Source organism: Phaeobacter italicus (assembly GCF_001258055.1).
Taxonomy (GTDB): Bacteria; Pseudomonadota; Alphaproteobacteria; order Rhodobacterales; family Rhodobacteraceae; genus Phaeobacter; species Phaeobacter italicus.
The window spans coordinates 773,504-797,750 of sequence record NZ_CVRM01000011.1; the positions used below are offsets into that span (position 1 = coordinate 773,504).

Annotated in this window: 17 protein-coding genes, 1 tRNA gene and 1 pseudogene; 6 read left to right on the forward strand and 13 right to left on the reverse strand. The window is 60.2% G+C overall.

Annotation, left to right across the window (positions count from 1 at the left end; genetic code table 11):
• Positions 1-5: 5 nt before the first annotated feature.
• The 7 genes and pseudogenes from NIT7645_RS06910 to NIT7645_RS06935 form a co-directional block, all read right to left on the reverse strand.
• The gene (locus NIT7645_RS06910; RefSeq protein WP_008560709.1) at positions 6-695 is read right to left on the reverse strand and encodes an ABC transporter ATP-binding protein; all 690 of its coding nucleotides are present in this window, start codon (positions 693-695) and stop codon (positions 6-8) included.
• Entirely contained in the window at positions 692-934 is a 243-nt protein-coding gene (locus NIT7645_RS19850; protein WP_423226863.1) for an ABC transporter ATP-binding protein C-terminal domain-containing protein, read from the reverse strand. The genes NIT7645_RS06910 and NIT7645_RS19850 overlap by 4 nt, the downstream gene beginning before the upstream one ends.
• Positions 929-1,375: pseudogene (locus NIT7645_RS19855) on the reverse strand (ATP-binding cassette domain-containing protein); the annotation flags it as partial. The pseudogene NIT7645_RS19855 and the gene NIT7645_RS19850, both read right to left, overlap by 6 nt.
• An 88-nt stretch (positions 1,376-1,463) precedes the next feature.
• A complete protein-coding gene (locus tag NIT7645_RS06920; RefSeq protein ID WP_008563006.1) occupies positions 1,464-2,447 on the reverse strand; it encodes a branched-chain amino acid ABC transporter permease in 984 nt (327 codons plus the stop codon).
• Positions 2,447-3,367, reverse strand: coding sequence for a branched-chain amino acid ABC transporter permease (locus tag NIT7645_RS06925; RefSeq protein WP_008560713.1), 921 nt, complete (start codon positions 3,365-3,367; stop codon positions 2,447-2,449). The genes NIT7645_RS06920 and NIT7645_RS06925 overlap by 1 nt, the downstream gene beginning before the upstream one ends.
• Positions 3,368-3,470: 103 nt before the next feature.
• Entirely contained in the window at positions 3,471-4,607 is a 1,137-nt protein-coding gene (locus NIT7645_RS06930; protein ID WP_050686386.1) for an ABC transporter substrate-binding protein, read from the reverse strand.
• Between the two features lie 489 nt (positions 4,608-5,096).
• Positions 5,097-5,774, reverse strand: coding sequence for a hypothetical protein (locus NIT7645_RS06935; protein ID WP_008561522.1), 678 nt, complete (start codon positions 5,772-5,774; stop codon positions 5,097-5,099).
• 235 nt (positions 5,775-6,009) lie between these two features.
• Here NIT7645_RS06935 and NIT7645_RS06940 point away from each other — a divergent pair, with 235 nt between their 5' ends.
• Complete coding sequence (locus NIT7645_RS06940) at positions 6,010-9,258, forward strand: chemotaxis protein CheB (RefSeq protein WP_008559729.1); 3,249 nt, start codon at positions 6,010-6,012, stop codon at positions 9,256-9,258.
• A 73-nt stretch (positions 9,259-9,331) separates the two neighbouring features.
• Here NIT7645_RS06940 and NIT7645_RS06945 read toward each other — a convergent pair whose 3' ends face one another.
• Both NIT7645_RS06945 and NIT7645_RS06950 read right to left on the reverse strand, forming a co-directional pair.
• Positions 9,332-11,725, reverse strand: coding sequence for a thiamine pyrophosphate-binding protein (locus NIT7645_RS06945; protein ID WP_008559857.1), 2,394 nt, complete (start codon positions 11,723-11,725; stop codon positions 9,332-9,334).
• Between the two features lie 181 nt (positions 11,726-11,906).
• Positions 11,907-13,109 carry a methionine gamma-lyase gene (locus NIT7645_RS06950; RefSeq protein ID WP_008561282.1) on the reverse strand — a complete coding sequence of 401 codons (1,203 nt, stop codon included), beginning with the start codon at positions 13,107-13,109 and terminating at the stop codon, positions 11,907-11,909.
• A 92-nt stretch (positions 13,110-13,201) separates the two neighbouring features.
• Between NIT7645_RS06950 and NIT7645_RS06955 the strand changes: the two genes are divergently transcribed.
• From NIT7645_RS06955 to NIT7645_RS06965, 3 genes are all read left to right on the forward strand, one after another.
• Entirely contained in the window at positions 13,202-13,690 is a 489-nt protein-coding gene (locus NIT7645_RS06955) for an Lrp/AsnC family transcriptional regulator (protein ID WP_008561839.1), read from the forward strand.
• A gap of 122 nt (positions 13,691-13,812) precedes the next feature.
• Entirely contained in the window at positions 13,813-15,585 is a 1,773-nt protein-coding gene (locus tag NIT7645_RS06960) for an adenylate/guanylate cyclase domain-containing protein (RefSeq protein WP_008561945.1), read from the forward strand.
• 163 nt (positions 15,586-15,748) lie between these two features.
• Positions 15,749-17,239 (forward strand): phosphatase PAP2 family protein, encoded by a 1,491-nt coding sequence (locus tag NIT7645_RS06965; protein WP_173644442.1) that lies wholly within the window; start codon positions 15,749-15,751, stop codon positions 17,237-17,239.
• Positions 17,240-17,241: 2 nt separating this feature from the next.
• Here the strand turns inward: NIT7645_RS06965 and NIT7645_RS06970 are convergent, their stop codons facing one another.
• From NIT7645_RS06970 to NIT7645_RS06980, 3 genes are all read right to left on the reverse strand, one after another.
• Positions 17,242-20,124 carry a hypothetical protein gene (locus tag NIT7645_RS06970; RefSeq protein WP_008560519.1) on the reverse strand — a complete coding sequence of 961 codons (2,883 nt, stop codon included), beginning with the start codon at positions 20,122-20,124 and terminating at the stop codon, positions 17,242-17,244.
• 216 nt (positions 20,125-20,340) lie between these two features.
• A complete protein-coding gene (locus tag NIT7645_RS06975) occupies positions 20,341-21,102 on the reverse strand; it encodes a maleate cis-trans isomerase family protein (RefSeq protein ID WP_050686388.1) in 762 nt (253 codons plus the stop codon).
• Positions 21,099-22,313 (reverse strand): M24 family metallopeptidase, encoded by a 1,215-nt coding sequence (locus NIT7645_RS06980; protein ID WP_050686390.1) that lies wholly within the window; start codon positions 22,311-22,313, stop codon positions 21,099-21,101. The genes NIT7645_RS06975 and NIT7645_RS06980 overlap by 4 nt, the downstream gene beginning before the upstream one ends.
• A gap of 261 nt (positions 22,314-22,574) precedes the next feature.
• On the opposite strand from NIT7645_RS06980, the gene NIT7645_RS06985 reads away from it, so the two are divergent.
• Positions 22,575-22,649: transfer RNA gene (locus NIT7645_RS06985), tRNA-Asn, on the forward strand.
• A 238-nt stretch (positions 22,650-22,887) separates the two neighbouring features.
• Here NIT7645_RS06985 and NIT7645_RS06990 read toward each other — a convergent pair.
• A complete protein-coding gene (locus NIT7645_RS06990) occupies positions 22,888-23,460 on the reverse strand; it encodes a TetR/AcrR family transcriptional regulator (RefSeq protein ID WP_008562161.1) in 573 nt (190 codons plus the stop codon).
• A 203-nt stretch (positions 23,461-23,663) separates the two neighbouring features.
• Here NIT7645_RS06990 and NIT7645_RS06995 point away from each other — a divergent pair, with 203 nt between their 5' ends.
• Positions 23,664-24,212 (forward strand): carboxymuconolactone decarboxylase family protein, encoded by a 549-nt coding sequence (locus NIT7645_RS06995; RefSeq protein WP_037302812.1) that lies wholly within the window; start codon positions 23,664-23,666, stop codon positions 24,210-24,212.
• The last annotated feature ends 35 nt before the right edge of the window (positions 24,213-24,247 follow it).

Below are 24,247 nucleotides of genomic sequence, written 5' to 3' on the forward strand. Positions count from 1 at the left end.
TTCTTCTACACGCCGAGATAGCTGTCCTTCAACTCGTCGCTCAAACCATCCATAGGGCCAGCCCAGACCGATGTGCCCTTGTTCAAAATCACAGCCCGATCCGCCACGGCAGCCAGTTCGCGCAGGGTTTTGTCCACCACCAGGATCGACAGGCCGCTTTCTGCCTTGAGCCGGGCAATGGCGGCCCAGATCTCCTGCCGCACCACTGGCGCCAGCCCCTCTGTGGCCTCATCCAGGATCAGGAGCCGAGGATTGATCATCAGGGCGCGGCCAATGGCCAGCATCTGTTGCTCGCCGCCAGATAGGGACGAAGCCGTCTGATCCCGTCGCTCTGCAAGACGGGGAAACAACTCTGCCACCATCGCAAAATCCCACGGCCCCGGACGGGCGGCAGCAGTCAGATTTTCCTCGACAGTCAGGGGCGCAAAACAGCGCCGGCCTTCAGGCACCAGCCCGACCCCAAGCCGCGCAATCTTGTGCGAGGGCAGTTTGCGCAGATCCGTTCCGGCGAACGTCAGAGCCCCGCCGCTGGCAGGCAACATTCCGCAGATTGTCTTGATCGTGGTCGATTTGCCCATGCCGTTGCGACCCATCAGGGCGACAACTTCGCCCTCGCCGATCTCAAGATCAACGCCAAACAAGGCTTGCGAAGGGCCGTAGGACGCCGTGATTTTTTCCATTTTTAACAGCGTCATACCGGCTCCTCCTCACCCAGATAGGCGCGCTGCACCTCTGCGTTGTTGCGGATCTCTTCTGTGGTGCCGGTGGCGATGACCTCGCCATAGACCAGCACGCTGATCCGGTCCGCCAAGGCAAAGACCGCATCCATGTCATGTTCAACCAAAAGGATCGGCGCCTCATGTCGCAGCGTATCCAGAAACCCGGTCAGCGCCTGCGATCCACCTGCCCCAAGACCTGCCATGGGTTCGTCCATCAAAAACAGCTTTGGCTGCAAGGTGAGAGCGACCGCAACCTCCAGCTGACGCCGCTGGCCGTGTGACAGATCGGCAGTCCGCCGTTTTGCATCACTCAACAGACCGACGCGTTCCAAGGCGTGTTCTGCTTGCGCAACCAACGCCTTGTCGCGCATCACATTGCCCAGGAACCGAAACACGCCACCTCTCGCGCCAAGGGCGCCCAGCACGGCGTTTTGCAGCACGGTGAATTCCATTGCCAGGGCCGAGATCTGAAAAGTCCGCCCAAGCCCCATCCGGGCCCGTGCGACGCGGTCCAGATCATCCACCGGCCGTCCGAGCAAAGACACAGATCCGCTATCTGGGCGAAGTTCGCCTGATATCTGCTTGATAAGTGTGGATTTTCCTGCACCGTTTGGGCCGATCAGCGCATGGATTTCGCCAGCCCGCAGGTCCAACGTGATGTTCTTGCTGGCCTGCAATGCCCCAAAGGATTTGCTCAGATCGCTGACCTTCAGCACCTGACCTGCCCCTGATGGATCAGTCATGTCAGTCATGGGCCACCTCCCGTCCGCTGATCGCACCGATCACGCCACCACGGGCGTAAAGCACGATGATGAGCAACAGACCGCCAAGATAGATCTGCCAATAGTCGCTGATCCCGCCCAGAAGATGTTCCAGCAAAATGAACAGCGCAGCGCCGATGACCGGACCAAACAGCCGTCCAACGCCGCCGATGATGACAAAAATCATGATCTCGCCGCTGGTGTGCCAGCTGAGCATCGTGGGGCTGACGAAGCGGTTCAGATCGGCAAACAGCGCCCCGGCCAGACCGGTGATTGCCCCGGAGATCACAAAAGCGGTCAGACGCAGTTGATAGGGGGTGATGCCAACGGTTTCGACCCGTGCCTCGCATTGGCGCGCCGCCGACAGCGCAAGGCCGAAGGGCGCACGCGCCAGACGCGCTGCGAACCACAAAGCGGCACAAAGGATCACATAGCAGATCAGGAAAAACTCTAGCGGAACCAATGTGTTCAATCCCGGAAACTCATTGCGGACCCAGATAGACAGACCATCTTCGCCACCATAAGCCGTCCAGCTGATTGCAAAGTAATAGAGCATCTGCCCAAAGGCCAAGGTGATCATGATGAAGTAGACACCCGACGTGCGCAGCGACAGCGCGCCGATCACAAGCGCCGCCAGCGCGCTGGCGACAACCGCAACCAGCCAGATCACCGGCATCTGATTGGTGCCTTCGATCAGCATTGGCCACTCGGCCAGCGGTTCATAGTTCTGCGCGTGAGCCGCGAGGATCCCCATCGCGTAGCCCCCAATGCCAAAGAATGCCGCATGGCCCAAACTGACAAGGCCACCGATCCCCAATGCAATGTTAAGACCGACGCCAGCAAGGGCGAGGATGGCAACCTTCGTCGCCAGCGTGATCAGAAACGGCTCTTCCGCCATATGCGCCCACAACGGGATTGCAAGCAGCAGAAGGATCACCGCCGTATTCAACAGTTTTTCCCTGTTCATCAGTGCTGCCCCCCATAGAGACCGGACGGGCGCACCAACAGGATGGCTGCCATCAGGATGTAAATCAGCATCGAGGCCAGCGACGCGCCGACCGATGTGGCGCTGGCTGGCTCCATGAAGAGACCAAAGAGCTGCGGCAGGAACACCCCGCCCAGGGTATCGGTCAGCCCAACAAGCAGCGCACCGACCATGGCCCCCTTGATCGAGCCGATGCCGCCGATCACGATCACAACAAAGGCCAGGATCAGCACGGGTTCGCCCATGCCCACCTGCACCGACTGGATCGCGCCGACCAGCGCACCAGCCAGCCCCGCAAGCGCCGCGCCCAAGGCGAAGACCAGCGTGTAAAGCTTTGAAATATCGACACCAAGGGCCGCAATCATTTCGCGGTCGCTTTCTCCGGCACGGATCTGAATACCAATGCGAGTGCGGGCAATCAGCCAGAACAACCCTGCCGCCACGACCAGACCAATCGCAATGATGGTCAAACGGTAAAGCGGATACTCAATGCCCCCCGGCAGGCTGATCGGGCCGGACAGATAGCTCGGCACGTCAAGAAACAGCGGAAAAGAGCCAAAGACCCAGCGCGTGCCTTCGGAGAAGATCAGGATCAGCGCAAAGGTGGCCAGAACCTGATCGAGGTGATCCCGGTCATACAGCTTGCGTATCACCAGCAGTTCGACCAGCGCACCCGCCGCAGCAGCCGCCGCCAGACTGGCAACCAACGCCAGCACAAAAGAGCCGGTCCAGGCCGCAACGATCGCCGCCGCAAAAGCACCCACCATATAAAGCGCACCATGCGCCAGATTGATCAGCCCCATAACGCCAAAAACAAGCGTCAGCCCGGCCGCCATGAGAAAGAGCATCACCCCGAACTGTAACCCGTTCAGGATCTGCTCCAGTATAAGAATGAGGGACATGAGTTAGTTCCACCAAGGCAGAGGCACACGGGGCCCCCACGACATTTGGGTATAGGTCACGTGCGGGCCGACGTTTCAATCGCCCCGCACGGTTCAAGCGGTCTTACATCTTGCACTCTGCCGCGTAGGCATCTGCATGGTTTTCCAGACCGGTTGCGATGATCTTGTTGGTGAAAACATCGCCTTCCTGAATGACTTCGCGAACATAGATGTTCTGGATCGGATGGTGGTTGTCACCGAACTTGAAATCCCCCCGGACCGAGTCGAACTCAGCCGCTTTCAGCGCCGCACGGAAGGCGTCTTTGTCATCGACATCTGCCTTGTTCAGCGCGCTGAGGATCAGGTTTGCGGTGTCGTAGCCCTGGCTTGCATAAAGCGACGGCAGACGTTCGTATTTCTGCTCGAAGGCGGCGACAAAGGCCGTGTTGGCCGGATTGTCGAGATCCTTGTTCCACTGCGAGGTGTTCTTGATCCCCAGGGCCGCGCCGCCGACTGCCTGCAGGATGCCCTGATCAAAGCTGAAGGCAGGGCCAACAACCGGCAGATCAACGCCGCTGTCGGCATATTGCTTGAGGAAGGAAATCCCCATGCCACCGGGCAGGAAAAAGTAAACACTATCGGCGCCAGAGGCCCGGATCTGGGCAATCTCGGCGGCATAGTCGGTCTGGCCCATCTTGGTGTATGTCTCGCCCGCCAGATCGCCTTGGTACATCCGTTTGTACCCGGTCAGCGCGTCCTTGCCCGCCGGATAGTTCGGCGCAAGGATATAGCTGTTTTTCAGACCCGCATCATTTGCATAGGCGCCTGCGGCCTCGTGCAGGTTGTCGTTCTGCCATGCCACGTTGAAATAATTCTCGTGGCAGCGTTTACCGGCCAGCGCAGAAGGGCCTGCGTTTGGTGACAGGTAGAAAACACCCTGCGCCGTTGCTGCGGGCACAACCGCCATCGCGAGGTTGGACCAGATGATGCCGGTCATGATGTCGACTTTTTCGGACTGGATCATGCGGTCGGCAATCTGCACGGCGCTTTCGGGTTTGCGCTGATCGTCCTCGATCACCACCTCGATATCGTCGCGTCCGGCCTGTTCCATCGCCAGCATAAAACCATCGCGCACATCAACACCCAGGCCCGCGCCACCGCCTGACAGGGTTGTGATCATGCCAATCTTGGTCTCTGCTGCCGCGGACATTGCCAGCGCGGATACCGCTGTCGCCAGCGCCATTGTAGTGAGGGTCTTCATAGGTCCATCTCCCTGGTCTGTCTGAGCAAAGAGGGCCGCTTCTGATGGCAGCTCCTCGCAGCTTACTCTTTCCGATTGAACCGCGCGGCGCCAGCATTTTGCCGGTCTTTGTGAAAGATTTCCGACAGTTGCCCATCAGCACAGCCCGCACCGTCTTGCACGCGCTCTGCCAGAACACCCCATCATCCCTCCAGAATGCACAGGTCCAATGGGCCGGTTCACCGGCCTCTGAGTCGAGCCTAGGCTGATCAGGTGATTTGGTTCAAGCTTAAAATATCCAACCTTAAAGCTTTCCCACCGCGAACCAGCGCGCGACGGAAAATCAACCGGTCGCCGGATCGCCCTCATAGGTGGCGGACAAACCGCATGGAGCCGCTGCTCAATCTGGGCAGCAACGCACGCTCAGGGGACGACCCGAATGCCGGGCCAAACCCAAGACGGAAACTGTTTTTGGATTTTTTTGGGACCGTAAAAGAAAAATAAAAAACCTCAGTTCGAGGTCAAATTTTCATTCGATTGGAATTCAATAAATCCAACGCGCGCACCGCTTCGGTCTCTTTCAAGCTGCTCGGTGAACCGTTTCACCATCTCGATATTAAACCGAATCTCGTGCACCCGTTCAGACAATTGCTGCCCCAGAACACCAATCGCCCGCTCGCTGTCGACCAGGCCCGTGTCCGACGCGGCCAGCACATTCAGCAGCGGCATGGCGATCTCGCTCAGCACCTGCGCGCTCAGCTCGCGGGTGGTTTCCTCCAGTCCAGCGCCAAACCCCACGTCCTGCAGGAACGCATGGGCCATGCTGCCAACGCTGATCCGGAACCGCACGATAATGGCACGAACGCCATCTTCCTCGGCAGAGGCGATGACATGAGCGCCAGCCATGATTAATCCGGGCAATTCAACGACAAGAGAGGGCAGCGACAGCACCTGGTGCCCTTCGCCCAGCCCTTGCAGGCATTCGTCTATGGCGGTGCTGATCTGCTCATGAAAGATTTCACTGCAACGCATTTGCGCACTAAAGGAGACGCGGTTGCGAAAGCTGTGCGACAGGACTTCGCAGGATTTCAGAATGATATCATCTGCGCCCCGCTCCGTCAGGTTTACGACGAAACGTCTGTGACCATCTGCGCGGTCAGCCACGTCTGAAATTCTGGAAATATTCATGTCAACCAACCTAACTCACGCCGTTATATATTTAACCTATAATTAGGAAGGTTAAACATTTCGTTTACAAAGCGTAATTTCCAATTCAGACTAACGTCAAGCGTTAAACAATCATAACACGAACTCGCACCGACCGAAGCAACCAGAAAAAACCACGCCAGTCGTCAGATGCCCATAGACCCGGGAAGGTGAATGCTTCAGACAGGTTTTGATACTTTAAGAGATAGGCAGCCAAATGACAACGCAATCAAGCGACAACCTGACATTGATCGGGATCGGATCCTCAGCTGGCGGATTGGAAGCCATCCGGGAGCTGGTCAGCGCGTTGCCGGGCAATCTGCCAGCCGCCTATGTCGTCGTGCAGCATATGTCGCCAACCCACAAAAGCCTTTTGGCTGAATTGGTTGCGCGCCAGACGGACCTCACCGTTGAAACGCTTGCAAGCGGAACAACACCAGAGGCCAACGTGATTTACATCACCCCTCCCAAGCATGATGTCATCTGCCGGGAAGGCAAACTGGTCCTGCTGGCAGATCCCAATTCAGAGCCGGGAACCCCCTGCCCCTCTGTCGACCGTTTTCTCGTCTCGCTTGCCGAAGATCGCGGCGCGCGTTCTGCCGGGGTGATCCTGTCGGGAACCGGCAGCGATGGCGCCTACGGGATCCAGGCGATCCGGGAATCCGGTGGCATTACCATTGCCCAGGAGGCAGAAAGCGCGAAATACGACGGCATGCCTGTCGCTGCCATCCAAAGCGGGTGCGTGGATCTGATTTTGCGGCCAAGCCAGATTGGCGGCAATATTTCCAAAATTCTGTCCAGCCCACGGGATTTTGCCGAATTCCGTTCTGAAACTGCGAACAATGACGGGCCTCTGGCTGACCTGCTGCAGATCCTGCTGGCCCGCACCCGCGTCGACTTTCGCGACTACAAGCAGACCACCATCAACCGTCGCATCGAACGGCGCATGCTGGCGCTTGGGATCGAAAGCCAGGAGGACTACACCCAGTTCTGCAGGGCAAACCCACAGGCGGTGGATGCCCTTTTCAAGGATCTGTTGATTTCGGTCACCCGCTTTTTCCGCGACAAGGAAGAATTCAAACATCTGCGCAAGATGCTGCAGCAGCTCCTGAAGGACCGAGGCCCCGGCCCATTGCGGATCTGGATTGCCGGCTGTGCCACCGGCGAAGAGGCCTATTCGGTGGCGATGGTTCTGGCCGAGGTTCTGGGCGAGCCGACAAGCCAGTTCAAATCCAATGTGCAGATTTTTGCGACCGACATCGACAAAGACGCGCTGCGCGTTGCCCGAACGGGCGTTTATCCGCTGTCAGCCCTGAACGACATCCCGTCCGAGCTGGCAGATAAATACCTGGTCCGGCAGACCGACGGCGTGAAGGTCATCGACAACCTGCGCAATGCGGTTCTGTTTTCCGACCACAACGTCTGTCAGGATCCGCCCTTTCAGAAGGTGGATCTGATTTGTTGCCGCAACTTGCTGATCTACTTCGGCACCGCGCTGCAACAACGGGTGATGTCGCGCTTTCACTATGCCTTGGCGCCCCACGGGCTTTTGTTTCTCGGCACCGCTGAAAGCATCGCGGGATCCGATGAGCTATTTGTGCAGGACCGCGAGGCCACGCATGTCTACCACAAGCGTTCGCTCCGGGCGACGTCCGGCCAGCCCTACTCGATGCCCAATCTGCCGCTCATGGTCCAGCGTCCGGTCATCAAACCCCCTGTTGACCCCGGCCCCTCAACGGACCGGCAGCTGTTTGAGGCGCTGGCGCAGTCGCTCGGCAAGAACTCGATCCTGGTGACCGAGGATTTCTCGATCGCACGGGTCTACGGCAACGTCAGCCCGTTCATCGAGGTCAGCGAGAAAAGCTCGCTCCGGATGCATCTTGATCTTCTGCGCAGTCCGCTGCGCGAGGAAGCCCGCAGTCTCATAACCATCGCGCTCAAGAACGGGGCCCGCAAGGGGGGCGTTCGTCATCTGCTGGCGGAAAACGACGATGAAGAAATCCGGCTCGACGTCTTTCCCATCGTCGCCAAGGAAATCAGCGAGCGTGCAGCGCTTGTCGTCTTTACCCCCGTCACGGTCGACCGTGCAAAACTGGCAGAGACCGCGGCAGAACAGAACCCCGGCGATCCCAACTACGAGCGGATCCGGATGCTGGAGAACGAGGTCGCGACCACCCGCGAGGCGCTGCAGCAGACCATCGAGGAACTGGAAACCTCCAACGAGGAACTGCAATCCCTGAACGAAGAGCTGCAGTCCACCAACGAGGAACTACAGGCCACAAACGAAGAGTTGGAAACCTCCAACGAAGAGCTGCAATCCACCAACGAAGAGCTGATCACCGTCAACGAAGAATTGCAGGTCACCGCAACCGAACTGAACGGTCGCACAGGCGAGCTGATTTCTGTTCTGGAAAGCACACCACTGGCGATTGTCGTTGCGGACAGCGCGCTTCAGATCACGCAGGCGACAGCAGCTGCAACTCGCCTGTTTGGCATCCGTCGGCCGATTTCCAGCCCGCATATCAGCCAATGCGAATGTCCTGACGGCTATCCACCGCTTGCCCCAATGTGCAACGATGCGCTCCGGCTTGGCCAAACCGTGACGGAGGAGTTCACAGCCGGTGGCAAACAGGTACGCATCAACTGTTCGCCTTACTTCGACGTGAACGGCAAAATCCTCGGCGTGACGATGGTTGTGTCGGAATTCCCGGCCATGGCCCATGAGATGGAGATGATCCTGGAGAACTCCGGCCTGTTCCTCATGAACCGCAGCCGCGATGGTGATATCCTGCGGATGAGCGCCTCCTATGCCGAACTTCTCGGCATCAAGCGAGAGGACGCGCTGGCGCGCAACGTCTTCTCCCTTGGCATCAGTGCAGCCCGTCGCAAGCTGTTCGAAGATGACACCAAAGTGCTCAGCGACAGTAGCGGCTTCACGCAGGATCTGGTGCAGCTCACAATGCCCGGCAAGAAAGACGTCCGTTGGATCAACATGGCCCGGCATCAGATCCCGCACCCCACCAATGGCGACCCGACAATCTTTACCATCGGCACAGATGTCACCGAAACCGTGAACGCCCGCAAAGCCGCAGAAGGTCAACTGGCACAGGCCAAGCTGGTCACCGATATGGCCGGAATTGGCTTCTGGTCCATCACCGGCAAAAAGCAGGAGATCTATTGGTCACCGCGGGTCTATGACATCCACGGACTGAAGCCGGAGGAGTACACGCCTGAACTCGGATCCGCGATTGACTTGTTCCATCCAGAAGACGCCCCGGACGTCGAGCGATCTGTGGCGAAAGCCATCGAGGCCGGTGGCAGCTTTTCCTTTATCAAACGACTGCGCCAACCTGACGGCACCATCGTTTGGGTGGAAAGCCAAGGGATTGCGATGAAGGGCGAGGATGGAAATACCACCGACCTGGTTGGCATCTTCCGCGAGGCGGAACCCCACGCGCACCCCTGATCCGGCGCGGTGTTTGACCCAACAAAAAAGGCGCAGAGTTCTGCGCCTTTTTGCTTTGCCATCGTCGGGCCTGCTAGACGGCTTTCAGCCGACGCCCCGCTGTCAGACCATCAGCGGCATGCACGATCGCCTCTGCATCAATGCCAAAGTGGTGGTAGAGATCGCCAATGGTGCCGGTCTGGCCGAAATGCTCAACACCAAGGGGGATCGACTGGTGCCCCCATACGCTGCCCAGCCATGCCAGGGTCGCCGGGTGGCCGTCGATCACCGTGATGACCTTGCAATGCGCAGGCAAGCCCGCCATCAGCGTCTCGATGTGGCTTTGCGCCTGCGCCACGCCACGGGCGCGGGCCCGCTGGGCGGCGGTCCAGCCTGCATTCAGCCGGTCGGCCGAGGTGACAGCCAAAACCCCGACATCCCGGCGCCCCTCACCAATTGCGGCAGCCGCCTTGATCGCCTCCGGCGCGACCGCCCCCTGATAGGCAATGACCACATCGCAGTTGGGGCCGGGCTTTTTCAACCAGTACGCCCCATCAATCGCCCCCTGCCGGAAATCATCGTCGACGCGTTTGCCGGGCTGTTCAATCGGGTTGGTGGTCAGCCGCAGATAGACCGAACCGCCAGTTTCATCGCGCAGCCACGTGCGCTCGTCCGGGTCGCCGTCTCCGTCCCGTTGCAGATAGTCGAAGGCCCATTCCATGATGACCGCCAGCTCATCGACAAAGGCAGGCTCAAAGGCCGCGAGGCCATCCTGGCTCATCCCGATCAGCGGTGATCCGACGGATTGATGCGCTCCGCCTTCCGGCGCCAGCGTCACCCCGGATGGCGTGCCAACAATCATGAAGCGCGCATCCTGATAGCAGGCATAATTCAGCGCATCGAGACCGCGCGCCACAAACGGGTCATAGACCGTGCCAATCGGGATCAGCCGCTTGCCAAACAGCGAATGGGACAGCCCCGCAGCCCCAAGCAGCAGGAACAGGTTCATCTCCGCAATGCCCAGTTCGATGTGCTGACCGTCGGGGGTGAATTCCCATTTCGCAGTAGAGGGGATCTTGTGTTCGATAAAGGCATCGGCTTGGGGAGTGCGGGCAAACAGCTTGCGCCGGTTGACCCAAGGCCCAAGGTTTGTGGTCCCCGTCACATCCGGTGACATGGTGACGATCCGCGCAGCCAGATCGCTATCCCCTTTGGACAGATCATCAAGTATCTTGCCAAACCCCATCTGGGTCGACATTTCCCGATCCGTCTTTACCTCGACCGCTGGAACAGAAAGATGGGCGTCATTGTAGCGACGCGCGCCCTTTGCAAAGAACGGCACCTGATCCAGAAACCCCTGCAGCGCCGCAGGATCCTTGACCGTGGCAAAGGGCTCCCATTCTTCGCCTTCGGCCACCCCCATATAGCGCTGCCATTCCGCCATCTGACTCTTGTTCATCAGGCCGCCGTGATTGTCCTTGTGGCCCGCGATTGGCGTGCCCCAGCCCTTGACCGTATAGGCCAGAAAACAGACCGGGCGGTCATGGTCGATGGCGGCAAAGGTCTCTGCCATCGTGCTCACACAGTTGCCGCCAAGGTTTTCCATCAGCGCCGCCAGCTCTGTATCAGAGCGCCGGTCGATCAATGCGCTGACCTCTCCCTGATCGCCAAGATCCTCCATCAGGCGCGCACGCCAAACCGCCCCGCCCATGAAGGTCAGCGCAGAATAGGTCTGATTGGGGCAATCATCGATCCACTGGCGCAGCTTGTCGCCGCCCGGCTCTTCAAAGGCCGCGCGCTGCAGGGCGCCATATTTTACCTTCACCACATCCCAGCCGAAGGCGTCAAAGATCTTCTCGATCCGCTGAAACAGCCCTTCCCGCACGATCCCGTCAAGGGACTGGCGGTTGTAGTCGATGATCCACCAGGTGTTGCGCAGATCGTTTTTCCAGCCTTCCTGCAGGCATTCATAGACGTTGCCCTCGTCCAGCTCAGCGTCACCAACCAGCGCCACCATCCGCCCCTGTGGCGCATCCGCCCCCCAGGATTTCGCGGTGATGTAGTCCTGAACCATCGAGGCAAAGGAGGTGATCGCAACACCAAGGCCAACAGACCCGGTAGAGAAATCCACGTCGTCAATATCCTTGGTGCGGCTTGGGTAGCTCTGCACTCCGCCGAAGCCGCGGAAATTCTCCATCTTCTCGCGGGTCTGGTTGCCCATCAGATACTGGATCGCATGAAAGATGGGCGACGCATGAGGTTTCACCGCCACCCGATCCTCTGGGCGCAGGGCGCTGAAATACAGTGCGGTCATGATCGACACCATAGAGGCAGAGCTGGCCTGATGGCCGCCGATCTTGATGCCGTCTTCCTTGGCGCGCAGGTGGTTGGCGTTGTGGATCATCCAATGGGACAGCCACAAAAGCCGCTGTTCAATGGTCTTGAGAGTTGCTGAAGGGGGCACGGGAGTTTGGGCATTATGGGCCATGGGGAACCTCATCACGACAAAGATAGGCTGACCGGCACGCGGGCTGTTGCCCTGTTAGTCAGGACGCACCGCTCCCGGCTGCACCATTCGACATAGAATTGGCGCAGGGGCTGGTCAGGGCAAGGCTGGGGTGGATCAGGGTATGGGATGGGCCCGCAGACTGCGCGCCCACCCCACACCATCAGGCGGCGTAGGCGTTATGGGACGACAGCGCCTGCATCAGGTCATCAATGATATCATCGACCCCTTCCAGGCCAACGGACATCCGCACCAGGCCTTCGGCGATGCCGTGTTCGGCGCGTTCTTCCGGAGTGTAGGTCGAATGCGTCATGCTCGCCGGGTGTTGGATCAGCGTTTCCGCATCGCCCAGAGACACGGCGCGCTGGATCATCTCCAGGCGGTTCATCATGGCAATACCACCCGCCTTGCCACCGACAACCTCAAACGGGATCATGCCGCCAAAACCAGCCATCTGCCGCTTGGCAAGATCGTTTTGGGCAAACCCGTCCAGACCCGGATAATAAACCCGCTCTACCGCCGGGTGGGATTGCAGCGCCTCTGCCACCTTCTGCGCGTTTGCGCAGTGTCGTTCCATCCGCAGCTCCAACGTTTTCAGGCCGCGCATCAGCAGCATCGCGCTAAAGGGCGACATCACGGCGCCTGTCATGTCTTTCAGCCCCACCAGACGGATCTGGGTGATATCCTCCTTGGAGCCAACAACCAGACCGGCGATCACATCGCCATGGCCGCTGATGAATTTGGTGGCCGAATGCACCACGATATCTGCGCCCAACTCGATTGGCCGGGTGATGACCGGCGTGGCAAAGGTGTTGTCGACCACGACCTTGGCACCAACCTTATGGGCGATTTCAGAAATTGCCGCGATATCGATCAGACGGTTGTTCGGGTTTGCCGGGGTTTCAAAATAGACCAGCTTGGTCTTGGTGCTGATTGCCTCGACCAGATTGGCGGGATCGGTCATATCCACCAGCCGCACCTTCACGCCAAAGCGCGGCAAGCCGTGGGTCATAAAGGCAAATGTGCAGCCATATAGCGTCTTATCCAGGATGATCTCATCCCCGGCAGCAAGAAACGACCACAGCGTCGACGTGATCGCGCCCATGCCAGAGGCCGTCGCAAGCCCCGCCTCAGCCCCCTCAAGGTTGGCAATCCGTTGCTCCAGGTGATCAAGCGTCGGGTTGGAAATCCGGGTGTAGAAATGCCCTTCCCGCTCGCCTGTGAACATCTCTCCGCCGGCCTCGGCCGATTCAAACGTGAAGGTCGAGGTCAGATAGAGCGGCGGGTTCAACGCGCCCTGCTGCGATTGGGTGTCATAGCCGTGGTGAATGGCGCGGGTGGCAAAGCTGGAACCAGGTTTGGTCATGGAAATCTCCCTCGTGTTTCCGCAATTCTACGCTGGTACCAAAGGCGATTAGTTGCTATTTTCACCCCAAATCACGAACGGATTGGCATATTATGCCACAAACACCCAAGCTGGACTCAACCGACCGTCGCATCATTCGCGCGCTGCAAAGCAACGGGCGCATGACCAACCTCGACCTTGCTGCTGCCGTCAATCTTTCGCCCTCTCCCTGCCTGCGCCGATTGCGCAATCTGGAAAAGGACGGTGTGATTACCGGCTACAGCATTGACGTGGACGCACGCATCTACGGTCTTCCCGTGACTGTTTTCGTTCGCGTCAGCCTGGAGAACCACACAGAGGGCGTGGTTGCCAATTTCGAACGCCACATCCGCGACACGCCCGAGGTGCTGGAGTGCTACGTGATGACCGGCCTTGCCGACTATCTGCTGCGCGTGGTTGTCGCCGACCTCGAAGATTACGAACGTTTCGTCCGCGCCCGCCTGCACCCGATCGGCGGCATCAGCTCTATCGACACGAGTTTTGTCTATGGAACGGTGAAAAAGACGGCAGTTTTCCCGGATGTCGGCAATGTCCATCGCTAACATCGCCGCCCGAGTGGAAAATGGCGCCCCAATAGCAGGCACTTACATAATTAACACCGCCGCATTCTTTCAAATTCTCCACATTTGAGTATACTAAGGCCTTAGGCGGCGGGACTACTTCCATGCAGGGGCCAATCCAGACATCAATGCAGAAACTCACCACTCGGCTGACGGCATTCGCCTTTGCCGATGTTGCGGGGTACACGCGCCATATGGAGGCAAACACGCCGGAAACCGTCCGGCGCTGGAAGGATCTGCGCGACACGGTTCTGTTGCGCGAGATGCGCAACTACCACGGCATTCGTCGCTCTGATGCGGGGGATGCGTTGCTGCTGGAATTTGCCAGCGCCACCGAAGCGGTTCAATGGGCGCTCAGGGTTCAGTCCCGCGCCGCGCAAGAGCAACCCACCGACAACCCCATGCAGCTGCGGATCGGCGTCAACATCGACGACGTGATCGACGACGCGGGCACTGTGCAATCAGATGGGGTGGTTGTCGCCGCGCGCATCCAGCAGATGGCCGAGCCGGGAATGGTTGTGGTCACACAGCTGGTCCGCGATATCGTGCGGCGCAAGATGCAGCTGCGGTTTCACGACCTTGGCGCGCCGCTGTTGAAAAACATCGACCGCACCGTGCAGGTCTATCAGGTCAGCGCCGCAGATGCAGACCAGCGCCCGCTGCAACCCCACATCGACTGGTCAAATCGCCCCACCCTCGCGGTGCTGCCATTCGACGATCGCAGCAGCAACGGTAACGAACATTACTTTGGCGATGGGATCACCGAAGAAATCATCTCTGGCGTTTCGCGCAGCAGGGCCATGTTTGTCATGGCCCGCACCTCAACGCTGGAATTTCGCGGCACCCAGGAAACACCTGCCGATATCGGTCGCAAGCTGGGCGTGTCATATCTGTTGACCGGGGCGGTGGAACGCCACGGGGACCAGCTGCGCATCTTCGCTGAACTGATGGATGTACTCCACAATCGCGCCATCTGGGCCCAGACCTACCGTGGCGCGCTGGATGATCTGTTTTCCTTTCAGGACGAAATCTCCTCCTCCATCCTCGCCATGCTGGAGCCCAAAGTCCTGTCCACAGAGGCCGAACACATCGGCGGGCGCACGCCAGACAGTCTGGATGCCTACAAATGTGTTCTTCGCGCCTTGTCCCGTCTCTACCAGCTTGACGACGGAAGCTATGACGAGGCGATCGAGTTGCTGCGCCGCGCGGTCAAACTGGACCCGCATTATGCCCAGGCCCATGCCTATCTCGCGTGGTGCATGAATTTCTGGCTGGCCGAGGGGCATTCCAAGGATCTGCGCAATGACATTCTGACCCTCATCAAACATTCCCGTCGCGCAGTCGAACTGGACCCGGAAGATGCGCTCACGCTTTCGGTGCGCGCCCATGTGCTCAGCCTGCATGAAAACAAACCCGAAGACGCGCTGGAACTGTTCGAGGACGCATTGTCGCGCAATATGAACCTGCCCATTGCCTGGGGCTTGAGTGCGACGACCTATGCCTATCTTGGCGATGGCAAGGAGGCCCGCAAGCGCCTGTTGAACGTCTGGCGGCTGACCCCTAACGACCCACTCAACTTCTTTTTCCTCACGGCTGCCGGCCTCGCGGAGTTTGTCGAAGAGGACTACGAAGAAGCCGTCCGTTTTCTGAAAAACGCCCGCAGGAACAAGCCACGATTTATCGCGGCGCTTCGCCTATTGGCGGCGGCACTGGCCCTGCTGGGCCAGACAGAAGAAGCGCAGGAAGTCGGCAAGGAACTGCTGGCGCTCGATCCCAACTATTCCGTTTCCAAACTCGCAACGTGGTATCCATTGAAATCGAAATCCGCACTTGAACAACTCACCAAGGGGCTGCTCCTCGCGGGGCTGCCCGCCTGAGGCTGATCGCCATTTTGCGGGGCAAACCGGGCATATGACCCAGAACCCCGATCAGGAAGGATCAAGACAAGGCAGAGCAGGAAAACGGCAGGGCGCTCGGCCAGGTGCAGGGCGGCTGAGAGATATTGTTGCGTTTATTGATGAGTGTTTGGGGGGATTTACGATGACTGGACAAAACGCGGGTACCGCAAGGGGCGGACAAGCGGCCAACGGGCTCGGCCTTGGATTGGGGCTCGGGCTTGGTAATGGACTGGGCAATGGATTGGGCAACGGTCTGGGTTTGGGCCTTGGTCGTGGGTTGGGACTTGGCTCTGGTCTTGGCCTCGGAAACGGGCTTGGCCTGGGTCAGGGGCTCGGCTTGGGTCAGGGACTCGGCCTTGGTTTGGGGTTGGGCAATGGTCAGGGCCTTGGTCTCGGTCTGGGATTGGGGCTTGGCAGCGGACTGGGCAACGGGCTTGGCCTCGGGCTGGAGGACAACGGTTATCTCTTGGGCAATGGCGCGGATGCGGGCGTTGGCAGCATCCGCAGCTACTACGCCACACCGGCCGAATTGGGCCTCTTGCCCTGGACGCTCGACTTTACCCCCGAAAATGCAGGCGGTGATCCCTTTCCACTGTCGATGATCATCAACCCCTACCAGCTGCCCCAGGATCCGGCCGCAGCGCCAGTTGTTCTGGAATGGACGACCGAGGATTGGGATCCTGCCTTGCGGTTCTGGGCGTTGCCGTTTGATCCGCATCTGGGCGAATGGCTGCGCGCGGCGGATCGCTCTGAGCCTGCGACGCTGGCCGCGCTGGAATTCGCCAGCCAGCCAGAGCGCTGGCATCCCGATCACGTCGGCACCCGCTGGCTGGAAGACCGCGATCTCTTGTGGCGCTACCAACCCGGCCCGACCGTGGCCGTGTCCCGAACAAGGGCTGGGGAGGCCTTTGACATCATCAAGGCAGAGCTTGAGATCCTGAAGATGTACATGGAAGATGACCGCCAGCAGTATCTCGTGGAATGCGATGTTCAGGCAGATGGGCTACCGGCCTATCTGATCCATTTTCTTGGCGCGAACAGTTTTGATCATCCCTTCACGCTCAAGCTCATCGATATGGGGCTCGCGCTCGGCAATGTCGCCTACATGAGCTACAAGGCCTACTTCAAAAGGGTGCGCCCGTCGGTTCTGCGGCCCGGTCTCACCGTGCCCTTTGGCCCGCCCGCCCATCCGGCCTTTCCCAGCGGTCACGGATTTCTGGCCCATTTCCTGTCATTGCTACTGCTGGAAATTCCAGGCATCGCGCAGCGGTTCGGTGTGGTCAGCGGATACAAGGCAGATGGATCCGGCACCTCCGTTCAAAACCCGGATGGGGCCCTTTTGCGAAAACCCACCTACGAGGACATGACGGGCGAGCATGTCGTGCCCTCCCCGCTTTTGACGGTGGCCCATCGCATCGCCGTCAACAGAGAGCGGATCGGAGTGCATTATCCATCGGATTCGATGGCCGGACGCCATATCGCCGCGGGCATTTGGACGTGTTTGATGACCCCTGCGCCTGCCGCGCCTGACGGAACGCCGTGGCAGCCCATTGCCGTCCCGACCCTGCACCGGCTGCTGGATAAGGCCGCAACGGAATGGCCAACGCCCTGGTCTGCTGTGAGCCTCGGCTAGGGTCAGGATGCGAACCGGTAAAGCCCCAGATTATTGTCCCCAGCCACCAGATCGATCAGGGCCTGCTGCGTGGCGGGCAGGTCTGCGGTGTCATCCACCGCGCAGGCTAGCGCTGCGGCGGGGTCGGTGTTGGCCCTGTCTCCGGGCGCCGTGAGCTCATAGAGAAGCAAGATGGATGACCCAGCGTTTGCATTGGCCTGCGCCAGCGCCACCTGTTCGTTCACCGCACTCGCAAGGGCCGCCCCTACGGCCAGATCCTGAACGGCACTGCTATTGACCGGGCCAACCGGCAGGGCAAGACCCGGCAAGGGCCAGGATATGTGGCTTGCCAGTTCAATTCCAACCCAGCCGCGCAGCATGACTTCTTCTGCCGTGACCCGGCCCCTGTTTCCAATCAACGGCAATGGCCCCGGCATCATCCATGCGCCGGCCTCCTCCCATGTCAGCGAGACGGGCACATAGCTCCCCGGTCCCACCGGCATATCCCCCACAGCGGTCGGGAACCGCAGAGGACGGCGATCACGGATGTAGAGATCGATCAACGGTGGCGCCCCAGCAGAGCGGCAGACCTTGGTAGGATCCAGCGGAAACATCCCCATCTGCTCAAAGGCCCAGCGAACCACCTTGTGCGACGTTGCAGGTTGCCATTCGCCCCCGCCGCGCTGCAACACCACGGGAGAGGACGCAAGCCAAGCTGCCGCCTCCATCCCCACTTCCAACATCTCCGCCCGAGACGGCGGCTGCGCCAGCGCGGCAATCGCCTGCAACAGCAGGTACAGAGCCCCATCCGAGGCCCGCAGCCTTTGCGCCTGCGCTGCGCGTCCGTCCTGCACGCTGTCGCCACCAAGGCACCGGTACAGAAGAAACAAGGAGGACGAGAGGATCTGTTCGCTCAGATACCCCTTGTGGATGTCACCTCCGCTTGGGGGGTCCTCAACAACGGCGCGGTTCATCAGGCCATACCACCCCCAACCCCTGAGCGGGCTGCGGTCATGCCGGCGCGGCGCAAAAACAAAGGGATAGGTCCACCCCCGCATCTGCGGATTTCCAGAATAGTCGGGCTCTGCAAGTTGCGAAAGCGGATCAAAATAGACCGCGGCCATGCCATCGCCGGGACTGTGGGCAAAGTCGAATTCCAGCTGACCGATGCGCGTCGCCAACAGATAGTGGGCAAATTCATGCATCATCCACCGCCCGCTGTTGGCAAAGCCAAGGGGCTGCGCACGTCGCGCGGACAGGTTGCGCCCGTGGCTAGGCGGGGTCGGCCGAGACCACCTGTTCAACGTCGCCAATGCCAGATGCATGTCGATCGCAGGCCGCGGCTGGCTGGCTGCATCTTCTGCCACCTCATAGCGGACCTGCGCGTTGATGGTCCGCCCACTGCGGCCCGGCCCCGGCGTGATCCCCGATCGATAATGGACCGACAATGGCCCTTCTGCGGTCGCCACGTAGTGATCGGGATGCAGCCCTGCGCTCTCCATCAACGCAAACATCTGCTGGCAATGCCAATAGGCGCTGATCGCCGTCGACACATCCCGGCGCGGCGGCAGATGTTCGAGAGGACCGTGGGGCAGCACTTTTGCCAGATTTGCCGGCCCATCGCCGGGCACAAACCGGGGGCAATTGCGAACCACAAAGGCCGGGCGCGCCAGCTCAAGACCGCCGCCCAGGGAAAAGGCCACATCGTCACGAAAGGCATCCAGAATGGGATCAATCCGGGAAGGTCTGCGCCAGGCAAGCGGCGGGCGCGGTATCCCCCCGTCCCCCTGCCAATCTGGCGGTGGGACAGGGAACACCCTGAGCGGGATTTCGATTGGCGGAATGCGCGGCTGATCCTGCCCGACAGCTGGATGTGGCTGGCCCTGCGCGATGCCCTCGTTTCCCGCTACGGCGTGGGTCACGAGCGGTTGGCGCTGCACCGCCGCCACGTCAGCCTGCTTGTCCCTGAGGGTCAAACGCGCATCCACCCGGTAGCTCAGCCCATCGGCGGACGAGGCCCCAGCCGCCGAGCCGCGCCCCAGCAGTTGCACGCGCAGCCGCCCCCTGCCCGCAACCAGATCATCAACGCTGCCCGCAACCCGCAAGTCCTGAAGCAAAAGCGAGCGCGCGGTTGTCCCGCTCTTTTCTGCAATACGCTCAAGCGCGGAAACGCGACTGGCTTGTCCACGGTTGGGGTCATCCGCAGCGGCCAGCCCAAAAGGTGCTCCCGGCAGGATCTGTCCCAAATTTTCCAGCACCGTCTCGCGGTTGCGTGCAGAGGCACCGGCAAGCGCCTCGGACAGGGACTGATGCGTGCCGCCCGGAAACTCGGCTGTCAGCCCCCGCAGGATCAATTCATAGGCCTCAGCGGTGCGGCGCACCTCTATCGGCACCCGAAACCCCGCCCCACGAAGCCGCGCCACAGCGCCCGGCACAGCACCAAGCGGCAGGGCCTCTGCCGCGACCAGAACCACGGTGGCAGGCAAAGCTGCATCCGGGCGTGGCGACAGGTTCCAGCTGGCGATCGGCCCCTGAAGCCCCGCACCACTGCCATCTATCGCAGGCCAGATCGGGCACCATTGCAAGACGGCACTGGCCTCGACATCCGCAACCGCTCGCAGCCAGTTCAGAACAGGGTCGGCCTGCCCCAGGGGACGTGTATCCCCGTTCACATAGTTCGCCAGCTTGTTGAGATAAGCCTCTGCGACAGTTGAAAAATCGGCCAGATCAAGCGGGGCATCACCCGACGAGACGCCCGCGACGAACGGCACCGTGGGATGCGCGATCAGCCGCGAAATCCTATTCGATCCGGGATATTCCCGTTCATAGCGCAGCCAGCTTTCTGGATGATCCGCCGTTGCCTCCGGTGCCGGTGGCCAGTTCTCTGGCAGGGTGATCTCAGCCATTTCGTCCCCCTTCGGGGCCTGTGCGCAAACACAGCGGGCCACGGCGGGCGCGTTGGCCGGGGCGCCATCTGCACCTGCCCAAAGCGCCGCCTGCGCTGCCGCGTCAGGCGTCCCTCTCGGTGCCGGGCCCCGGTTCCCGGACGGTCAATTGTCATGGTCTTTCCAAGATCAGCCTAACACAGGACACGACATTTCGCAGCCCTGCTTTCGCCGCGGTCAGCCCCGATCAAACAGCACGCCAGGCCCACGGCAGAGATCAAGACAGCCCGCATAGCGTGCCATGTGCCAGGCCAAGGCCTGATTGCTGCTCAGGACTGGTTTGCCCAGCTCTTCCTCAAGCGGCGCAATGATACCAAGGGTGCGGAGGTTCGTGCAGGAGAGAAACACCGCCTCGACATCGCTTTGTCGCCCAACCTCAAGCGCCGCGGCATAGGTCGAAGCCGGATCAATGCGCGCCACTCGCGCCTCGACCTCCTCTCCGAAGGAAACGCCTGCGCGCACGTCAAAACCGGCCCCCTCAAAGGCCCGTCGCATCGGTTCGCTGACACTGTCGACATATGGCGTGACAAGCCCAAGCCCTGTAATGTTCAACGCTGCCAAGGCAGCAAGCGTCGCGGTCAGCGGGTCGCTCACCTCTGGGGTGCTGACACCTGCACGCAGCAGCTCTGCCACGCGGGCCTGACCGATCAACGTGGTTCCCGACGTGCAGCCATAGCCGACCACATCAAAAGGCGCCGCCGCCGGCAGAAGCGAGGCCGCCGCCGTCATTGTGGTTTCCATCGTTGCAATGGTGTCGGGTGTCAGGTCATCCCCCGAAGGGATGCGGCTGACATAGATCGCGACGTCATCAGACGGAAACATCTGACGAAAATCCTGCTCCAGCGTTTCGTCCACCTGCAGCACCACCAGACCCAGCGTCGCCCGGCTGCCAATTGGCCCGGCAAGATCATAGGGAAAAGGCTGGCGTGTCTGGCTCATGTCGCACCCCCGCTGAGGATCGGCAGGTCCCTTGGTGCGCGAGCTGAGAGCAGTTCAGGCCCGCTTTCACGCAGGACGATGTTTTCTTCATGCACGAGACAGCGACCCGGTGCGATTTCAACGCCGGGTTCCAGCGTCAGAACCATACCGGCCCGCAGCTCCGTCTTGTCATGGGGCGTGAAAGAGGGCCATTCCGTCAGCGTAAGCCCCAGACCGTGCCCCAGCCGGCCGCCACCCGGAACGGCACCCTGCGCGCGCAACTGCTCTGCAAACATGCGGTGCACATCACAGGCCAGATGGCCGGGCCGCAAATGACCAAGGACATGATCCGTCGCCGCCATCAGCGCCGCTTGCGCCGCAGCCGTATCTTTGGCGACATGGGAAATGGCGTAGTTGCGATCAAAATCACAGAAATAACCATCCAGCACCGCGCCTGTGTCCAGCATCAGCACATCCCCCGGTGCAAGCCGTCGATCATCTGCAGGAGAAATCACATCCCCATATCCGCCCGGCCCGGCGCCCCCTGCAGTGTAGCTGACCCAATCCGCCCCCTCCTCAAGGAGGGACATCTGAAAGCGGCGAAACACCTCGTCGAGCCGCGCACCCAGACAGGCATATTCTCCCACCCGTGCAAATGCCCTGTCAGCAACACCACAGGCCGCCCGGATCTTGGCAATTTCAGCCTCGGATTTGATTTCCCGCACACGTTGCACGACATCGGTTGCATCGACACATTGAGCGGGCGCAATCATGGCCGTCAGACGCAGATAGTCACCAATCGGCATCCGCAACTGGGTTTCAAGCCCCATTGGCAGGCCGATCCGGGGCGCCGGGCCGGTGGCGCTCAACTCTCGCAGGGTCTCTGCCAGAAGGCTCACGCCGTCATCGCCCGGAAAAGGCGCGTCCCACGTCCGGATGTCTTCGATCCAGCCCCGCCCCATCAGCTCTGCACCGATCGCGGGGATGACCGCAACCGGATCGCCCGAGGCCGGCACACACAGAAACCAAGGCCGCGCCGGGCTTTCCCAAAACCGGGTCAGAAACCCCGCGACATAGTAGAAATCCGCCGCGGTGGTCAGCAGCAGCACATCCATACCGCTTTGTGCCATGCGGGCCTGCAGCGCAGCGACGCGCGCTCTGTATTCCGATTTCGCGAAGCCCGTCGACGGGGCATCCGGTGATGTCGCCCTACCCTTGGCAGTCTGTGTCATATTCTGCGCCTTCTGCTGTCTCGCCTGCAGGCTGCGTCACCCACCGCAACCGCCCATGTCGAAAAGCGGCATTTCCCCAAAACCCATGTCGCAAACGAGCCATATGTTGTCTTTCCCACGACCAAAGCGCCGCCGGGCCAGGCCGAAAAACCCTGACAGAACCACAGCTTGGCATTTTTTCGCGTTATCCACAAAAAATCTCAGCTCAATGCAATTTTCCTCTGGACGCGCCAGATCGCAATGCCTATACCGCCCCCATATTCCGGCGTAGCTCAGCGGTAGAGCAGTTGACTGTTAATCAATTGGTCGTAGGTTCGATCCCTACCGCCGGAGCCATCCACCCCTAACAAAAGGGTCGAGGATGGAAAGACACTCTCACAAAATCCACTATACATCACATGCACAGCCCGTTGCAGAAACACCTGATTTGCGCGCGCTCTGTTAAGGAATGGTTGGATCAGACCAGACAGGCCGGATTATCTAGCCGGGGGATACAGGACAGGGCCGATCCGTATGGCGCGCCAAGTCGTGCGACGCCAGGCCCTGCCCGTCATAGCCCTTCCCGTCGCGCCTGTCAGTCAAGATCCGCCAAGAGCCGCTCTGCCATCGCTTTGGCGATCTTTGCGGCTTCGGGCTTGTTGCGGACATGGGCGGTCGCAATCGCGCCCTCTTTCAACAGGGCGATTTCTTCGGCAAGGCTTGCAGGATCAGCTGCGCCGGCTTCGGCGCAGAGCTCGGTGAACTGGCGAACCAGCATCTCTTTGTGCTCGGCCGCGATCTGATGGGCTGGATGCGCGGGATCTGAAAACTCCCCCGCTGCGTTGATGAAGGCGCAACCGGAAAAGCCAAGGCCCGGAAAAGCCTTGCCGCTGAACCAGATTTCAAGCGCATCGAACATCTGCAGAAGCTGTGCCTTGGGGGACGGACCGGCCTTGGCCATTTCGCCACTGAGCCAGCCGCGAAATTGCTCGTCCCGACGTTTCAACACAGCCAGAATCAGCTCGTCCTTGGAGCCGAAATGCTTGTAGAGGGTCATCTTTGCGACGCCGGATTCTGCCAAAATCTTGTCAATTCCGGTGGCATTGAAGCCGCCGGTATAAAAAAGTTTCAGGGCAGTTTCGATCAGATCATCGCGGCGCGAACGCATGAGATTTCCCAGCAAATCAGACTATTCTGTCTACCCTTGCCGCATATCTGCGCAGAATGCAAACACCGCGCGCCCAAGGGCCAACATCTTTTTGTGAGCAGCGGGGGCTTGATATATACAGATCTGTCTGTCTATGCTGAATGCAGGTTCTGACCCACCCTGTTCAGCCTGCCTATCAGCCCGCCAAAGGAAAGAGATACGCCATGACCCGGATCCCCCTGCCCGCCACCGTTGACACCGCACCGGCCCGCTCCAAACCCCTCCTGCAGGAGATCAATCGCGCCATGGGCAGCGTGCCAAATCTGTTTCGGATTGCCTCAAACAGCCCGGCAGCGCTGCAGGGCTACCTTGGGCTGACCGGGGCGCTGGCAAACGGAACCCTGCATCCAGCGACGCGAGAGCGGATCGCCCTGGCGGTCGCACAGGCCAATGGCTGCGGCTATTGTGTTGCGGCGCATAGCTATCTTGGACGCAACCGCGCCAAGCTGGATGCGGATGAGATCCTCGCCAACCGACGCGGGCAGTCCCTGAACAGCAAGGCCGATGTTGCGGTGCAATTCGCCGTCAAGCTGGTGGATGAACGCGGCCAGGTCCAGGACGCTGATGTGCGGGCTCTGCGCCATGCCGGATACACCAACAGCGATATCGTCGAGATCATCGCCCATGTCGCGCTCAATACCTTGACCAATTACCTGAACGAGGCGCTTGGCACGCCCATTGATTTCCCAGTCGTCGGAGCCGATGCGGCCTGACGTCCCCGGGCGCCCCACCCCTGTCCCGAAAACCG

Coding starts and splice junctions, on each gene's coding strand:
- NIT7645_RS06910 (WP_008560709.1), bottom strand. CDS start 695: ATGACGCTGTTAAAAATGGAAAAAATCACGGCGTCCTACGGCCCTTCG.
- NIT7645_RS19850 (WP_423226863.1), bottom strand. CDS start 934: ATGGACGAACCCATGGCAGGTCTTGGGGCAGGTGGATCGCAGGCGCTG.
- NIT7645_RS06920 (WP_008563006.1), bottom strand. CDS start 2,447: ATGAACAGGGAAAAACTGTTGAATACGGCGGTGATCCTTCTGCTGCTT.
- NIT7645_RS06925 (WP_008560713.1), bottom strand. CDS start 3,367: ATGTCCCTCATTCTTATACTGGAGCAGATCCTGAACGGGTTACAGTTC.
- NIT7645_RS06930 (WP_050686386.1), bottom strand. CDS start 4,607: ATGAAGACCCTCACTACAATGGCGCTGGCGACAGCGGTATCCGCGCTG.
- NIT7645_RS06935 (WP_008561522.1), bottom strand. CDS start 5,774: ATGAATATTTCCAGAATTTCAGACGTGGCTGACCGCGCAGATGGTCAC.
- NIT7645_RS06940 (WP_008559729.1), top strand. CDS start 6,010: ATGACAACGCAATCAAGCGACAACCTGACATTGATCGGGATCGGATCC.
- NIT7645_RS06945 (WP_008559857.1), bottom strand. CDS start 11,725: ATGGCCCATAATGCCCAAACTCCCGTGCCCCCTTCAGCAACTCTCAAG.
- NIT7645_RS06950 (WP_008561282.1), bottom strand. CDS start 13,109: ATGACCAAACCTGGTTCCAGCTTTGCCACCCGCGCCATTCACCACGGC.
- NIT7645_RS06955 (WP_008561839.1), top strand. CDS start 13,202: ATGCCACAAACACCCAAGCTGGACTCAACCGACCGTCGCATCATTCGC.
- NIT7645_RS06960 (WP_008561945.1), top strand. CDS start 13,813: ATGCAGGGGCCAATCCAGACATCAATGCAGAAACTCACCACTCGGCTG.
- NIT7645_RS06965 (WP_173644442.1), top strand. CDS start 15,749: ATGACTGGACAAAACGCGGGTACCGCAAGGGGCGGACAAGCGGCCAAC.
- NIT7645_RS06970 (WP_008560519.1), bottom strand. CDS start 20,124: ATGGCTGAGATCACCCTGCCAGAGAACTGGCCACCGGCACCGGAGGCA.
- NIT7645_RS06975 (WP_050686388.1), bottom strand. CDS start 21,102: ATGAGCCAGACACGCCAGCCTTTTCCCTATGATCTTGCCGGGCCAATT.
- NIT7645_RS06980 (WP_050686390.1), bottom strand. CDS start 22,313: ATGACACAGACTGCCAAGGGTAGGGCGACATCACCGGATGCCCCGTCG.
- NIT7645_RS06990 (WP_008562161.1), bottom strand. CDS start 23,460: ATGCGTTCGCGCCGCGATGATCTGATCGAAACTGCCCTGAAACTTTTT.
- NIT7645_RS06995 (WP_037302812.1), top strand. CDS start 23,664: ATGACCCGGATCCCCCTGCCCGCCACCGTTGACACCGCACCGGCCCGC.